This is a genomic window from Alloalcanivorax sp. C16-1 (assembly GCF_046507805.1).
In the GTDB taxonomy this organism is placed as follows: Bacteria; Pseudomonadota; Gammaproteobacteria; order Pseudomonadales; family Alcanivoracaceae; genus Alloalcanivorax.
The window spans coordinates 708,238-723,025 of sequence record NZ_JBKFTK010000002.1 but is presented as its reverse complement, the minus strand read 5'-3'; the positions used below and the strand labels follow the sequence as shown (position 1 = coordinate 723,025).

The 14,788-nt window shown below is 70.1% G+C and carries 12 protein-coding genes; 4 read left to right on the top strand and 8 right to left on the bottom strand.

Going from position 1 to position 14,788, the window contains the following annotated elements; all coding sequences use genetic code 11:
- Nucleotides 1-82 precede the first annotated feature (82 nt).
- The 8 genes from ACLD0W_RS10500 to ACLD0W_RS10465 form a co-directional block, all read right to left on the bottom strand.
- Nucleotides 83-6,958, bottom strand: a complete 6,876-nt coding sequence (locus tag ACLD0W_RS10500) for a choice-of-anchor Q domain-containing protein (RefSeq protein WP_410307429.1) — start codon at nucleotides 6,956-6,958, stop codon at nucleotides 83-85.
- 103 nt (nucleotides 6,959-7,061) lie between these two features.
- Complete coding sequence (locus ACLD0W_RS10495; protein WP_410307428.1) at nucleotides 7,062-7,589, bottom strand: phage tail protein; 528 nt, start codon at nucleotides 7,587-7,589, stop codon at nucleotides 7,062-7,064.
- A 9-nt stretch (nucleotides 7,590-7,598) separates the two neighbouring features.
- Entirely contained in the window at nucleotides 7,599-8,114 is a 516-nt protein-coding gene (locus ACLD0W_RS10490) for a phage tail protein (RefSeq protein WP_410307427.1), read from the bottom strand.
- 12 nt (nucleotides 8,115-8,126) lie between these two features.
- Complete coding sequence (locus tag ACLD0W_RS10485) at nucleotides 8,127-8,642, bottom strand: phage tail protein (RefSeq protein WP_410307426.1); 516 nt, start codon at nucleotides 8,640-8,642, stop codon at nucleotides 8,127-8,129.
- A gap of 3 nt (nucleotides 8,643-8,645) precedes the next feature.
- Nucleotides 8,646-9,074 (bottom strand): DUF6916 family protein, encoded by a 429-nt coding sequence (locus ACLD0W_RS10480; RefSeq protein WP_410307425.1) that lies wholly within the window; start codon nucleotides 9,072-9,074, stop codon nucleotides 8,646-8,648.
- A gap of 42 nt (nucleotides 9,075-9,116) precedes the next feature.
- A complete protein-coding gene (locus ACLD0W_RS10475) occupies nucleotides 9,117-9,395 on the bottom strand; it encodes a DUF6916 family protein (protein ID WP_410307424.1) in 279 nt (92 codons plus the stop codon).
- A complete protein-coding gene (locus ACLD0W_RS10470; RefSeq protein WP_410307423.1) occupies nucleotides 9,392-9,904 on the bottom strand; it encodes a GNAT family N-acetyltransferase in 513 nt (170 codons plus the stop codon). Before ACLD0W_RS10470 ends, ACLD0W_RS10475 begins: the two co-directional genes overlap by 4 nt.
- Nucleotides 9,905-10,026: 122 nt before the next feature.
- Nucleotides 10,027-11,427: a PLP-dependent aminotransferase family protein gene (locus tag ACLD0W_RS10465; protein ID WP_410307422.1), complete on the bottom strand. Its 1,401-nt coding sequence runs from the start codon at nucleotides 11,425-11,427 to the stop codon at nucleotides 10,027-10,029.
- 229 nt (nucleotides 11,428-11,656) lie between these two features.
- Here ACLD0W_RS10465 and ACLD0W_RS10460 point away from each other — a divergent pair, with 229 nt between their 5' ends.
- The 4 genes from ACLD0W_RS10460 to ACLD0W_RS10445 are packed head-to-tail and all read left to right on the top strand — an operon-like array spanning nucleotide 11,657 to nucleotide 14,780.
- Nucleotides 11,657-12,139: an MSMEG_0572/Sll0783 family nitrogen starvation response protein gene (locus ACLD0W_RS10460; protein ID WP_410307421.1), complete on the top strand. Its 483-nt coding sequence runs from the start codon at nucleotides 11,657-11,659 to the stop codon at nucleotides 12,137-12,139.
- Nucleotides 12,140-12,149: 10 nt separating this feature from the next.
- Nucleotides 12,150-13,181, top strand: a complete 1,032-nt coding sequence (locus ACLD0W_RS10455) for a Nit6803 family nitrilase (protein ID WP_410307420.1) — start codon at nucleotides 12,150-12,152, stop codon at nucleotides 13,179-13,181.
- Nucleotides 13,138-14,241, top strand: coding sequence for an MSMEG_0568 family radical SAM protein (locus ACLD0W_RS10450; protein WP_410307419.1), 1,104 nt, complete (start codon nucleotides 13,138-13,140; stop codon nucleotides 14,239-14,241). The genes ACLD0W_RS10455 and ACLD0W_RS10450 overlap by 44 nt, the downstream gene beginning before the upstream one ends.
- Complete coding sequence (locus tag ACLD0W_RS10445) at nucleotides 14,238-14,780, top strand: MSMEG_0567/Sll0786 family nitrogen starvation N-acetyltransferase (RefSeq protein WP_410307418.1); 543 nt, start codon at nucleotides 14,238-14,240, stop codon at nucleotides 14,778-14,780. Before ACLD0W_RS10450 ends, ACLD0W_RS10445 begins: the two co-directional genes overlap by 4 nt.
- Nucleotides 14,781-14,788 lie beyond the last annotated feature (8 nt).

Below are 14,788 nucleotides of genomic sequence, written 5' to 3'. Positions count from 1 at the left end.
CGTGGTCGTCAAACGGGGGTGGGCCATTCAGGTCCCTTTCCCCCCTAAAACGAACGAGAACGGATTTTTTCCCAGAAAAGTCTCAGAACGCGGCGAACCGGTAACGCACGCCCAGGGCCGGCAGATCGGTGTCTTCCCCTGCCAGTCGGTAACGGGTCCAGGACAGGGTGGCGTCCCAGTTGTCGGTCAACCGTCGTTCGACAACGGCGCCAAGGACCAGGCCGGTGCCCCAGCGGGTGCGTTCGTCGCCGGCCACGTCCAGCTCGGCGCGCCAGTGGATCAACCCCAGGCGGGCGGCCAGGGACCAGGCGTCGTTCAGGGCCCAGCGGTGGCCGGCGCTGGCTTCCAGGCCCTGGCCGGCCACCGGGGTGGCGGCGGCCAGAGCGGCGGCGGACACCGGACCGGTGTTGTCGTAGGCCACCGCCAATTCGCCGAGGTCCGTGTAGCCCAGTTGCGCTTCCCAACGCCCGCCCCACTGGTAACCGACGTACAACCGGCCAGCGACGCGGCGGCGGTCGCCGACCCGCGCCTCCCCGGCCTGCCCGCGCCGGGCCAGCCTTTCATTGATGTCGCCGGTGTCCGCCCGGCTGTGGGCCTGACCCAGTTCCGCGCCCAGGAACAGGCCCTCGGCGCGGGCCAGGGGCGGCGCCAGCATCAGCACCGCCAGGGCCAGCGCGGCGGCGCGGCGGCCGCCGGCGGCCCGCCACAGCAGCAGCGGCGCCAGCAACCACCAGGCCAGACCGCCGGCACCGCCGCCGCTGTCCACGGTCACGGCGGTGATGGTGTAGCGAGCACTGGCCACCTCGGACACGTTCAGCCCGGCCTGGTAGCCGATCACCTTCACGGTGGTGTCGGTTTCCACGGTCAGACGGGTGCCGTTGGCCACCTCGATGCCATGACTCAGGCTGGGTGTGGTGCCGTCCAGGGTGTAACGCAGGGTGGCCCCGGGTGTGGTGCTTTCCAGGGTCACGGTGACCCCGCCCGGGTAGGCGCCGGCCGGCGGCGTGAAGCGCGGCGTGGCCACGTCCTCGGCGGCGGTGAGCGTCAACACGCAGGGCGACACGGCGCAGTCCGCGGCCTCCCGGCGGGTGGCCACGTAGTAGGGCGCCGTGGCTTCCAGCCAGTGGACGGCGCCGGCGTTCGGCGGCGGGGCGTAGAGCACGAAGTCGCCGTTGATGTCGCTAGTGGCCAGATAGCGCTCGCCATTCTCATCCTCCAGGGGCGGCAACAAGGCACGGGCGCGGGTCTCCTGGAGCAGCACCACCTCGGCGTCGGGCAGGGGCGCCCCCAGCGGGTCCAGGATCATGCCCTGGTACACGGTGGCCGGTTCGGCGCGCATGTCCAGGCTGCCGTCCGTCAGTCCCGGCGAGGCGGCGGTCAGGGTCACCGGCAAGGCCGTGGCAAGGCCGTCCGGCACGGTCACCGTGAAGCCGGCCGGGTTACCGCCACTGGCCTCATCGACGGCACTGGCCGGGCCGTCGGCCTGAATGCCGGCGCCCTGGGCGATGGCGTCCGGGGACAGGGTGACGGTAGCGCCGGGGGCGGCGCCGGTGACCATGACGGCGGCGGAGTGGCGTTGCGGGTCCAGGCTCAGCAGGGTGGCCCGGTCCGCGCTCACCGACAATGGCACGACGATCTCCACCACACGTTGCCAGCCGGTTTCGCGGTCGATCACGGTGACCTGATAGGTACCGGCGAAAGCGCCGGTGTCCGGCGCCTGGAAGCGCACCGTGCAGGTGCCGGCGCCACAGGCGGGCGTCAGGCTGGACAGACCGCCACCCGGGGCACGCACGTCCACCAGGTAGTCACCGCCCTCGCCACCCTGGATGGTCAGGGTGCGGTCGCCGCCCGCGGGCAGCGGCGCGCCGCCGCCATCGTCCACCGCCAGCGGCGGATAGACGGCGCCGGAGGCTTCCGCCCAGTCGCTGGCTTCGTGGGTGGCGTTGCCCGGGAAGCGGGCCCGGAACCGGTACTCACCGGCGGCCAGGCCGCCGCTGATGGTGTAGACGGCGGTGTCGGCGGCCAGGGCACGGCTGCCCAGGTCGGTCCAGGTGCCGTTGTCCTCAATCTGGAAATCCACCGCGCCGCTGGGCAGGGCCGCGTCGGCACTCAGGGTGGCGGTAAGGTCGAAGTCCGTGTTCACGGTGGCTGGGGTCGCCGCCGCCAGGGTCAGTTCGGTACCGATGGGACGGTTCTCCAGATTGAAAGTCACCGGCGCGTCGGCGCCGGCGGCATCGGCGCTGACCAGGTACTCGCCCACCACGCCGTTGGCGGTGAGCGTCACGGACGCCAGGCCCTCGGCGTCGATGGCTGCGGTCAGCGGGGCGCCGTCCAGGCCGGCCCCGGTGGCCGGTGCGGTGAAGGTGACTTCACCGCCGGCCACCGGTTCGTTCTGGCCACTGGTCACGGTCACCGACAGAGGCACGTCGAAGTCCGCGTCCACCAGGGTTTCCTGATCGTCGCCGCCGGCCAGCGTCAGCGTGAAGCCGCGCGACTGCCAGGCCCCGGCGTCACAGCGACCGGTGCGGGCCACGCCGCGCTGATCGGCGGCGGCGCACCGCCCGGTGTCACCGGCGCCGATGGCCGGGCTGCCGGGCAGCAACGCGAACAGATCGCCCTGCCGGGTCCACAGCGGCGCGGCGTCAATGATGGCGGTTCCGGCGGCATAGCCGCCTTCGACCACCGAGTGGTCCAGGGCCACCGTGGGCACCCCGGCCGGGTCTGCGGGCAGCGCCGCCGTGATGATGGCGGCATCGCCGGCCACCACACTGTTACCCAACGCCAGGGTCACCGGCCCCCGCAGGTCGGCGAACGCACCGAGCGGTGCGCTGTTGCCGGTGACGCTGAGATGGCTGGCGGTGACCGTGAGGGCGCTGTTCGCGGTCACGGCGAGCGCCCCGCCCTGCCCGTCCGTGCTGTTGGCGGCCAGGGTCAGGTTGGTCAGCTCGGCGCCGGCGCCGGTCAGAACCAGGTTCAGAGCGCCGCCCCGGTTGCCGGCCCGGTTGTCGATCAGACTGAGGGCCTCCAGGGTCAGCGTGCCGCCGAGATTCTCCGCGTTGAGGCCACCGCCAAAGGCGGCATTGCCGTCACGCAGGGTCAGGCCCGCCACCCGCACCGGACCGGCGGTGGCGGCCACGCTCAGAACACCGACCCGGCCTTCACCGCTGATCTCGATGTCCGCGCCCTGGCCGTCAATGTCCAGAGCCTGGTCGATCACCAGGGTGCCGCCATCGGCGATGCGGATGGTGCTGGCGCCGGTGCAGTCCAGGCCGGACCGGAAGCCCACCGTATTGCCGTCCACGGCGTTACCCAGAATCACCCGCAGGCTGTCCGGCTCGCCGCCGTCGGCGCAGTTGCCCACGGTCCAGCTGGCGTCATCGGCGGCGCGGGACTGGAAACTGCGCGTCGTGCTGGCTTCGGCCACTTCGTCGTTGCCAGCCTGCTCCGCCACCACGGTGATGGTGCCGGTGCCGTTCACGGTGAGGGTGTCTCCGGCCACGCTGGCCGGGCCGCTGTCCACCCGGAAGGTGATCGGCAGGCTCCGGTCGCTGCGGGCGCTGAGCGGCACCTGGATCGGCGAACCCGGGTAATCCTGGTCGGCGATGGCGTCGAAGGTCAGTGTCTGACCCTGCTTGGCCACGGTCAGGGTGCGGCTGACGCTGGCGGCCAGGTAGTCGTCATTGCCGGCCTGGGACACGGTCAGTTCAGTGCTGCCCGCGCCCACCGGCGTCACGTTGCCGGCGCTGTCCACGGTGGCCACCGCCGGGGTGGCGCTGGCATAGCTCAGGGTCAGGCCGGAGTCCACGCTGGCGCCCAGGTTGAAACCCGGATCTCCCACGATGAGCGGGGCCGGCGCCGGGAAGGTGATGGTCTGGGTGGCTTTTTCCACCACCAGGGTGCGCGCCACGTCGTCGGCCGGCAGGTAGTTGTCACTGCCCGTCTGGCTGGCGGTGATCGTGGCGCTGCCGGCGCCGATGACGGTGGCGGTGCCGCCGCTGACGGTGACCACGCCTGGGTTGTCGCTGGCGTAGCTCACCGTCAGCCCGGAGGAGGCGCTGCCGCCCAGGGCGAAGGCGTCGTCACCCACGGTGTACGTGGCCAGCGCAGGGAAGGTAACGGTCTGGCCAGCCTTGGCGATGGTCAGGGTGGCGTCGGTGCCGCCGGCGTAGTTGCCGTCGTCGGTCTCCACGTGAACCGCGTAGTCGCCGGCGTCGGTGGGCGCGGTGGCGCCGCCGTCATAGGTTACCGTCACCGGCACGCCGGCGGGGGTGGTGGTCACGGTCACCGCCTTGGGGCTGCCGTCATAGGTGCGGTCGGTGTCGGTGACGGTGAGCGTCACCGCACGCGGGTCCACGGTCACCGTGCGGTTCACCGGGGTGGCCGCGTTGTAATTGCCGTTGCCCGCCTGGCTGGCGGTGAGCGTCACGCTGCCGGCGCCGACGATGGTGGCCGTGCTGCCGCTCACCGCGATCACGTCGCTGTCGGAACTGGCGAAGCTGGGCGTCAGGCCGGCGTCGCTGCTGGCACTGAGGGTGAAAGCGCTGTCGCCGAAGGTCACCGTGGACGGCGGCGAGAAGGTGAGGGTCTGGTCGGCCTTGGTGACCGTATGGCCGGTGCTGGTGGGGCCGCTCTGGTAGTGATCGTCGTCGCCGGGATAACGGGCCCGGAACGTATAAGCGCCGACACCGTAACCGTCCGGGATGCTGAAGACAGCGGTGCCGCCGTTGAGGGTGGCGGTGCCCAGGCTATCCCAGCCGGTGCCGTTGGCGCGTTCGAAGCTGACGTTACCGGTGGCGCTGCCCGGGCTCACGGTGGCGACCAGGTTGATGGTCTGCCCGTAGGCGCTGGCGCCGCCGGTGGCCAGGGCGGTGGTGGTGGCCACCAGGACCTTGGTGGGGTCCGTGGCGGTGGCGCCGTCCACGTCGCCGCCGCCGGTCACCATGGCCTGGTTGGTGAGGCTGGCGGCGGCGTCGCCGGCCACGTCCACGGTCAGGGTCACCGACGGATAGCTGCCGCCGTTGTCGAGCACGTCGTCACGGGTGCAGCTCACCGTGGCCAGGGTACAGGTCCAGCCGGTGCCGCTCAGGGCGGTGGCGGACAGGCCGGCGGGCAAGCTGTCGGTCAGGGTAACGGTGCTGCCCAGGGTGTCCCCCGGGCCCTGGTTGCCCACGGTCAGGGTGTAGGTGGCGCCGGTCTGGCCCTGGTGGAAATCGCCGCTGTGCGTCTTGGTCAGAGTCAGCTCCGGTGGCGGGATCACCCGGAACTGGAAGGTCTCCTGACTTTGCTGGCTTTCCTGGACGCCACCGTTATTGTCGTAGCCGGTGGCGGTCAGGGTCACGGTGGTGGTGCCGTACTCTCCCTCCGCCGGGGTCAGAGAAAGGGTGCGGGCGCTGCCGCTGCCACTCAGCCGCAGGCCGGATGCGGGCAACAGGGTGGTGTTGTCGGCGCTCACGCTGAGTGTCAGCAACGGGGTCTGGTCGGCATCACCCACATAGAAATCCAGGTCCCGGGTGGGCGCGCCCTCGAGCAGGCCAAGGATCTCATTATCGGCGATCAGGCTGAGGGTGGGATGGGCCTCGTAGGCGCCGATGTCCGGGGTCGCCAGGGGGGTGGCCGAGGCCGCGGCGACCGCCCGCCGCCAGCCGCGCTGGTCGGTGGCGAGATTGGCGCCGGGCAGGCCGGCATCGCCGGCGTCCAGGGCCGGGCTGCCGTTGGCCAGGGCCACGGTGCGGGTGAAGCCGTTGTTGTCGGCCAGCTCCGTCAGGCCCGGTTCGGCCACGCCCACCTGGTTGCCCTGGACACCGTCCACCAGGCCGCCGGCGCCGCCGGTGCCGACCAGGTTGTGGGCGCTGTTGCCATCCAGATCGCCGCCCACGTCGCTGGCATCGTCGTTACCCAGACGGTTGACCGCCACCAGGGTGTTGTAAAGGGTCACCGGGGCGTTGCCGTTGGCCACGTTCAGGCCGCCGCCCCGGCCGTTGCCGGTGCCGCCGCTATCGGCGGTGTTGCCGGTGGCGGTGACGTGCACCAGCCGCAGCTCGGAGGCGCCGGCCGCCGGCGCCAGATTCAGGCCGCCGCCGTTGGTGGCGGCGCGGTTGCCCGAGAAGGTGCTGTTGGTGAGGTGTGCTTCGCCGTCCAGATCGGCGATCACCAAACCGCCGCCGGGGCCGCTGGCGGCTTGGTTGTCGGTCAGGGTGCTGGCGATGACCTCCGCCCGGGTGCCGATCTGATAAAGGCCGACGCCGCCGGCGCTGCCGGCCCGGTTGCCGTCGATGGCGACCCGGTCCAGGATCACGGTGCCGGTGTGGCTCACCGACAGGGCACCGCTATCACCCGTCGGGGTGCCGTTGTGCTCCACCCGGTTGTCGCGGAAAACGGAGCGCTCCACCCTTACCTGGGCGCCGTAGAAGGCGGCCACGGCACCACCGGTGCCGGCCGGGTTGTCGACCACATTATCGGTGAACAGGGTGTTGTAGAGGGTCAGGGTGCCGGCGCCGTTGCCGGCGGCGTCCTCGCTGCCGTCCCAGTCCAGGGCGCCGCCGTAGCCGTTGCTGTTGTTGTGGCCATGGCGCAGCCACAGGGCGGCGAAGCGGGTGTCGAAGGCGTTACTGTAAGAAGGATTGATGCGGAACAGCTGGCCATTGGTCGCCTCCCCGGCGGCGGTGCCCGCCTGCAGGATGGTGGCGGTGGGGTCCGCGTCCTGGTCACCGCCGCCACCGACCAATGTCATGGCACGCTCGATCACCAGGGTGGCGCCGAGGGTGTAGGTCCCCACCGGCAGGTTGATGGTCACCAGCGCTTCGCTGCTCTCGGGAATGGCGTTGGCCTCGGTGACCGCCTGGCGCAGCGTGCAAACGCCGCCCCCCTGGCAATCGCCGCCGGCAGCGTCGGCGTTGCTGTTCACCGTCAGGGTGAGCGCCTGGGACAGGGAGGCCAGCCCCAGCAGCCCCAGAGTCACCAGCGCACGTCCCAGTAGCCCGGCCCGGCCACGGGGCCGAGCGGTTCCTTTATTGGTTCTCACATTGTCCCCCAAAAATAGCAAAGGCGCGGCGCGCCGCGCGTCACGACCTGGACGGGTAAAGCCCCACCAAGGCAATGATGAAGTTGAGTCCCAGGCCAGGTTGGCGATTGTTGTGCGGCTGGGAGCCACCGGCGGTTTGCAGCGCCTCCGGCGCCATGCGCGCATCGGCGACGCCGTCGCTGTATAGCCGGGCCCGGCTGCGCCGGTCCCCGGCCCAAATAGCGCCGTCCGGCGAGGCACTGTCCGGCCCGCCACTGCTGGCGCGGATGTCACCGTGGCCATGGGCCGGCATCTGCGCTTCGGTGAGCGTCACGGTGGCGGCACCGCCCTTTTCGCCCAGGCGGCGGTCGGTGAGACCCGGCCCCTGGCCAGGGTGCATGGGCGCGCGGCCCTGCAGGTCCGGCAGCGCGAAGGTGCTGCGCCCGTCGCCACCGTAGGTGGTGCCAGCCAGGGAAAAGAGCGCCGTGTTCTGGGAGATCGGCAGCAATTGACCGTTGCAGAACGCCCAGCCACGGGGCGCGAAACTGCCGGCGAAGATGCGGATTTCCGCGATGAAGGGTTCGGACATGGTCGCCTCTCAGTTCCGGGACGGAAACAGCCCCTGCAGGGCAATGCAGAAGTTCAGCGCCAGCGACGGCTGGCAGTTCTCGTGGGCCTGCACGGCACCGCTCCGGTTGGCGTCCACCGCCCCGGGCGCCATGGCCAACCCCGCCGCCGGGCCATAAAACGCCTGGCTGGTCACTCCCCAGGTGTGGCCGCCCGGAGTGGTGGCGTTGGCGGACTCACTGCTGGCGCGAACACCATGGCCGTGGGCCGGCATTTCCGCCTCGCTCAGGGTGTGCGTTTCCGCGCCGAATGCTTCCCCCTGGACGATGCTGTCGCCAGCGGCGCTGCCGGGGTGAGTCGGAGCGCGGCCGCGCAGATCCGGCAGCGCGAAGCTGGTTTGTCCGTCGCCGCCATAGGTGGTGCCCAGCAGGGAATACAGCGACTGATTCTGGTTGATGGGCAGAAGCTGGCCATCGCAAAAGGCCCAGCCCCGGGGCGCGAAGTTGAACCCGACAATGCGGATCTCGGCGAGAAAGGGTTCGGACATGGCGCGGCCCTCCTAAGTTCGGCTCGGGTAGATGCCGAACAGGGCGATAATGAAGTGCACCCCCAGGAACGGCATCATGTTGTTGTGCGACTGATCACCACCGGCCGGCTCCACCAGGCCGGCGGCCATGGTCTGGTCCGGGGTGTCCCGCCGGTAGGAAGCATTGGGCGCGCCGGCCCAGACATTGCCCTCGGGGAAGCGGCTGCTGGCCGCCGCCGCGGTGCCCCCTGGCCGGTGCTCATGGCCAGGTATCTGGTTGCCGTTAAGGACCACCTTCTCCACTCCCCAGGAACTCCCCAAACTCCGAGCGGCGAGGCCGGAGCCCTGACCGGCGTGCACCGGAACGCGCCCGCGCAGATCCGGCAAACCGAAGGTGGTCCGACCGTCGCCGCCGTAGATGGTTCCGAGCAGGGAAAACAGGGCGTCGTTCTGGCTCACCGCCAGCAACTGGCCGTCGCAGAACGCCCAGCCCCGGGGCGCAAAGTTACCGGCGAACAGGCGGATCTCGCCCACGAAGGGTTCAGACATGGGTTATTCCTCCTCGCCGGTATCATTGAGCTGGCTGAACACCGCCCGGTAGTGGTCCCTTTCCAGGTCATCGCCGGCGGGCTGGATGTACAGGGTCAAGCGGCCGGCGGTGGGGTGCTCCAGGGGCCATCGGCCTTCGGGCAGAGCCACCCCGGGGGCGGTGGAGAAATCCAGCATGAACTGCTCCACCGTATCGTCCACGGTGTGGTCCACCACCTGCTCCAGCACGGCGTCCACCACGCCGTAGGTGGGGTGGCCCAGATAAAACGTCTGTCCCTCCAGGGAACGGAACAGGCGGGCCCTCAGGGAGCGCGCCTCCTCCAGCGACGGCGTGACGGGCTCGGCGGCGGCATCGCCGCCGCCACCACCGCCACAGCCGGCCATCAACATGGGCAAGGTCGCCACCCCGACCAGAAAGGCGCGTCGGTCCATCTTTTCCCCCACAATCAACATGCCGGCTTACGCCGGTCGGATTCAGTTATTGAACAGCGCCTCGTAGACGGCACCTTCGCCCCCTTCGGAAAGCGGCACCAGGAACAGCCACTGCTCGCCCAGCGTCTCGTGGCGCAGGCGGTAGGTTTGCTGCGACAGGGCCGGCTCCGCCGGGGCATGGAAAATCATTGAAAAGGCCTCACCGGGGCCGGTGACCGGATTCACCTCCCGCAACCACAGGGTCAACGGCGGCGTCAGATCGAGCACGAAGCCACTATCCAGAGCCGCCCGGGCCTGGGTCAGGGTCAGGGTCAGACTCATGCCCGGGCCTCCACGGCCGGCGGCCACCACACCAGGGCTTCATGGAAGTCGCCACGGGCGCCTTCGGAGCGGAAACCGAGCCGGACGTAGAGCTCACGGGCACCCGCGTTTCCGCGGTCCACCGCCAGCATCACCGGCGCGGCCACCCGCTCGGCGGTACGCTGCATGGCCCGCAGCAGCGAAGCCCCATGCCCCTGGCCACGGGCGGCGGGAATCAACGACAGATCCACCACGTGCACGCGGCCGATGCTGAAATCCAGGATCAACCGACCGATACGGTCCTGGTGCAGGCCGATGATGAAATGCATGGCATCAGGGAAATCACGGCCGTAGCCCTCGGTTTGGGCGTTGAATTGCAAATCGATGAGGGAGGCGGCGAACTCGGCTTCAGGCAGCAGTCCCAGATCCGACCGGGTGGCCGCGTACAGCTCGCGCAGAAAGGCGGTGTCGGACGTCCGCGCAGGACGCAACGTCAACCCGCCGGGCAGGTCAAAGGTTCCGGTCAGCATTTATCCCCCACAATCCGGGTCGGGGCCTGTTATTCAGTTATCCGGCTCCGTCCCCTTAACGATCGAGAACGGGACATTAGCATGACCGATGGCACCCCGCCACTACCCCTGTTTAGGGGGGGTCAGAAGAAACCGGCGCTGGCGGCGCCCGGTTCTTCCAGGGCGTCGGCGATCAGATGCAGCGCCTGGGCCAGGTCCTGGCGGCTGGCCGGACCGCCCAGGCACAGGCGCACCGCTTCCGGCGGCTTGCCATTGAGGGCGAAGGCGTCGCTGACCACCACGTTGATGTTCTGAGCACGCAGCCGGGCGGCGAACGCCACCCGGCTCCAGGGCTCGGGCATCTTCAGCCAGACGTGGAACGCCTCCGGGTGGGAGCGGTAATCGGCGCCGGCGAGAATCTCGGTGACCAGGGCCTGACGGGCCTGGGATTCGCGCCGGGTAAGCGACAGCGCCAGATCCGCGGTGCCGTCCTGCACCCAGCAGGAGGCCAGCGCGGCGGTGATCGGCGAGGCCATCACGGTGGTGGCGCGCAGGGTCACGGTGAGCCGGGACCGCAGCCGCGCCGAGGGCAGCGCCAGGTAGGCCACGCGCAGCCCGGCCCCCAGGGATTTGCTGAAGCCGCAAAGATAGTAGGTCAGTTCCGGCGCCAGGCTGGCCAGCGCCGGCGGTCGGTGGCTGGGCAGCAAACCGTAGGCGTCATCCTCGATGATCGGCAGGTTGTGCTTGCGGGCGATCTGCGCCACCCGATGGCGGCGTTCCTCGCTGAGCGTCACCACCGCCGGGTTGAGCAGCACCGGGTTGCAGTACAGCGCCTTGGGGTGATGCTCGGCGCACAGCCGCGCCAGCACGTCCGGGTCGAAGCCATCCTCATCCAGCGGCAGCCCCACCAGGCGAATGCCGAGCTGGCCGGCGATGGCGCGCAGGCCCGGATAGGTCAGGGATTCGCACAGCACCACGTCGCCGGGCCGCGCCAGACTGCCCAGCACCGCCAGCAGCGCGCTCTGTACCCCCGGGCACACCAGCACCCGGTCCTCGCTGACCCGCAGGGGGCGGCGTTGCAGCCAGGCCACCGCCGCCGCCTTGTCTTCCGGCGAGCCGCCGAACTCCTGATAGCGCATCAGCGGCTGCAGATCCGGCCCCAGGGAACGCAGCCCCGCCTCCATGCGCTCGCGCAATAGCGGGTCCCGGGACTCCGGCGGCAGGTTCATGGTCATGTCCACGGCGCGGGCGGCGCTGGCGCTGCGCCGGCTGAGCCGGCCCGGCTGGCACACGAAGGACCCCTGCCCCACCCGCGAGTAGATCAGCCCCCGTCGCTGGGCCTCGTTGTAGGCCCGCGACACGGTGGCGTAGTTGAGGTTAAGCGCCGCCGCCAGATCGCGCAGCGGCGGCAGCCGTTCGCCCACGGTCAGCCGGCCGGCCAGAATATCGTCGCCGATGGCGTCGGCGATGCGCAGGTACACCGCCTTGCCCCCGGTCTTCAGTTGCGGCCGCCAGCCGTCCTGTTTCGCACTATCGATGGTCATGCTCTGCACCAGGGTTGTTCACCGGCGCCGGGGGGTGACGGGCGCCGCTTACCGCTTTGATTGGTCGCCGGCCCGGGCACCATCGCCGCACCCCGGCCAAACGCCGCCCATTGGGCCATAACGGCCCGAACCAATCAATCAATTTACCACTTGATTGGCATCTTGATTGCAGTTGTTTGCCAGTGCCCGATCACGGGCGCCACAACGACATACGCAGAGGGAGGCGGCTATGCCCACCGTAGAAAAAGCAGCGCATCAGAAAGGCGACTTCTTCGTCGACTACGAAGAGAAGGTGTTCGAGGACGTCAAGGCGGAACCCGGCGAGAAAGCGCTCGTGACCTTCCATACCGTGGCCTTCGAGGGTTCCATCGGCCTGGTCAACATGCTGCAGGCGACGCGCTTGCTGCGCAAAGGGTTTGATACCTCGGTGCTGCTGTACGGCCCCGGCGTCACCCTGGGCCTGCAGCGCGGGTTCCCGACCCTGGGCGACGAGGCCTTCCCGGGCCACCTGGCGGTGAACAACCAGCTCTCCAAGTTCATGGGCGAAGGCGGCAAGGTATTTGCCTGCCGGTTCGCGCTCCAGGCCCTCTACGGGCACGGCGAGCCTTCATTGATTGAGGGAATAAAACCAATCAATCCACTGGACGTGCTGGACCTGGTGCTGCTCCATCGCCGGGACAACGCCTTCATCCTCGACACCTGGACCCTGTAAGGAGGGCGCCATGAACGAGGCAAGGACGGTACGGGCGGCGGCGGCGCAGATCGCGCCGGACCTGGACACCGCCGGCGGCACCCTGGACAAGGTCTGTGACTGGATCGACGCCGCCGCCGAACGGGGTGTGCAGCTGCTGGTTTTCCCGGAAACCCTGGTGCCCTACTACCCCTACTTCTCGTTCGTGCGCGCCCCGGCGTTCTCCGGCCCGGACCACCTCGCCCTGTACCAGCGGGCGGTGACGGTGCCGGGCCCGGAGATCGACCGGGTCGCCGGGCGCGCCCGCCGCCACGGCATGGTGGTGGTGCTGGGGGTCAATGAGCGGGACCGGGGCACGCTCTACAACACCCAGGTGGTGCTCGATGGCGACGGCCGCCTGCTGCTAAAACGCCGCAAGATCACGCCCACCTATCACGAGCGCATGATCTGGGGCCAGGGCGATGCCAGTGGCCTGCAAGTGGTGGACAGCGCCGTGGGCCGCATCGGCGCCCTGGCCTGCTGGGAACACTACAACCCGCTGGCCCGCTACGCGCTGATGACCCAGCACGAGGAAATCCACTGCGCCCAGTTTCCCGGTTCCATGGTGGGGCCGGTGTTCGCCGATCAGATCGAGGCGGCCATGCGCCACCACGCCGCCGAGTCCGGCTGCTTCGTGGTCAACGCCACCGGCTGGCTGGAGGAGCACCAGATCCAGGCCATCACCGACGACCCGGCGCAGCAAAAAGCCCTGCGCGGCGGCTGCATGACAATGATCGTGTCGCCGGAAGGCAAGGTGCTGGGCGAGCCGGTCACCGAGGGCGAGGGGCTGTGCGTGGCGGACCTGGACCTGGCCCTGATTCTCAAGCGCAAGCGGATGATGGATTCCGTGGGGCATTACGCCCGCCCGGAATTGCTGAGCCTGCTGATCGACCGCCGCCCGGCGGCCACCGTCCATGACCTGCAGGATATTCACGGCCCGCACGGCGACGCCGCCGGGGCCCCCATCGGGAGCGATGAGCATGAGCAGCAAGAGTACCCGCTTCAATCAGCGGCTCATCAATGATCTGCAGACCCGGGGCGTGCGGCTGAGCGATCCGTCCGCCGGCGCCCCCAGCCGCCGTGGCGGCGCCGGCCCCTCCGACCACAAGGCGGTGGAGATCGGCGGCAAGGTAGTGATGATTCCGGTGCACACCGCCGGCGCCGGCGACTCCCCCTATCAACTGGACGGCAGCCGGGTCACCCGGGGTGGCCGGGAAATCGCGCGCATGGCGTTCACCGCCCGGCCACGCTTCTATGATCTGAGCACCGCCGACGGCGTGCCCTATTCCCACATCGCCACCCTGCACGGCAAGGACGTGCTCGCCACCACCGTGATGCAGACCTGCATTCGCTACAACAACCGCAAGGTGTCCTGCCAGTTCTGCGCCATCGGCCAGTCCCTGGACGAGGGCCGCACCATTGCCCACAAAACGCCGGCGCAGCTGGCCGAGGTGGCGAAGGCGGCGGTGGAGCTGGACGGCGTCAAACACATGGTGATGACCACCGGCACCCCCAACCTGCAGGATCGCGGCGCCCGGGTCCTGTGCGACAGCGCCAGCGCCGTGCGCGCCGCCGTGGAGCTGCCGATCCAGGGCCAGTGCGAGCCGCCGGACGACCGGGCCTGGTTCCGGCGGCTGCGCGACAGCGGCATCGAGAGCCTGGGCATGCACCTGGAGATCGCCACCCCGGCCCTGCGCGAAACGATCATGCCGAGCAAGGCGTCGATCAGCGTGGACCAGTATCTGGAGGCGTTCGCCGACGCCGTGGACGTGTTCGGGCGCGGCCAGGTGAGCACCTATCTGCTGGCCGGCCTGGGCGACACCGTGGACGACACCCTGGCCCTGTGCGAGCGGCTGGTGGCACTGGGCGTGTACCCGTTCGTGGTGCCGTTCGTGCCGATTTCCGGCACGCCGCTGGCACATCACCCCTCGCCCTCGGCGGCGCACATGCGCCGCATTCTGGAGCCGCTGGGCGCACTGCTGCGCGGCGGCGGCCTGCGCTCGGCGGACATCAAGGCCGGCTGCGGCCGCTGCGGCGCCTGCTCGTCCCTCTCCGCCTTCGAAGACGTGGAGCAGGCCTCATGATCCTGGAGCCGGTGACCCCGTTTCGCAGCCGCGAGTACGCGGTGAAGCTGACCTCCGAAGCCTGGGAACACCAGGCCGCCCGCGACCTGCGCCGCCGGGTATTCTGCGCCGAGCAGGGGCTGTTCGACGGCGACGACGGCGATGCCCTGGACCGCCGCGCCCTGACCATCGTGGCGGTGGCCTACGTGGCCGGCGGCCCGGACGAGGTGGTCGGCACGGTGCGCATCCACAGCGACCGCCCCGGCATCTGGTACGGCTCGCGGCTGGCGGTGGCACGCGGTTATCGGCGCGACGCCCACCTGGGCAGCGCCCTGATCCGGCTGGCGGTGGGCAGCGCCCGGGCGCGCGGCTGCCAGGCGTTCTTCGCCCAGGTGCAGGCCGCCAACGAAGCGCTGTTCCGCGCCCTGCACTGGGACAGCCTGCGTCCCCTCTCGCTGCACGGTCGCGACCATGTGCTGATGCGCGCGCGGCTGTCCCACTACCCGCCCCTGCCGGAGGGACGCCTGCCGCTGCTGGCCACCGGCCGGCGCGCGTCCTAGGGAGGCGC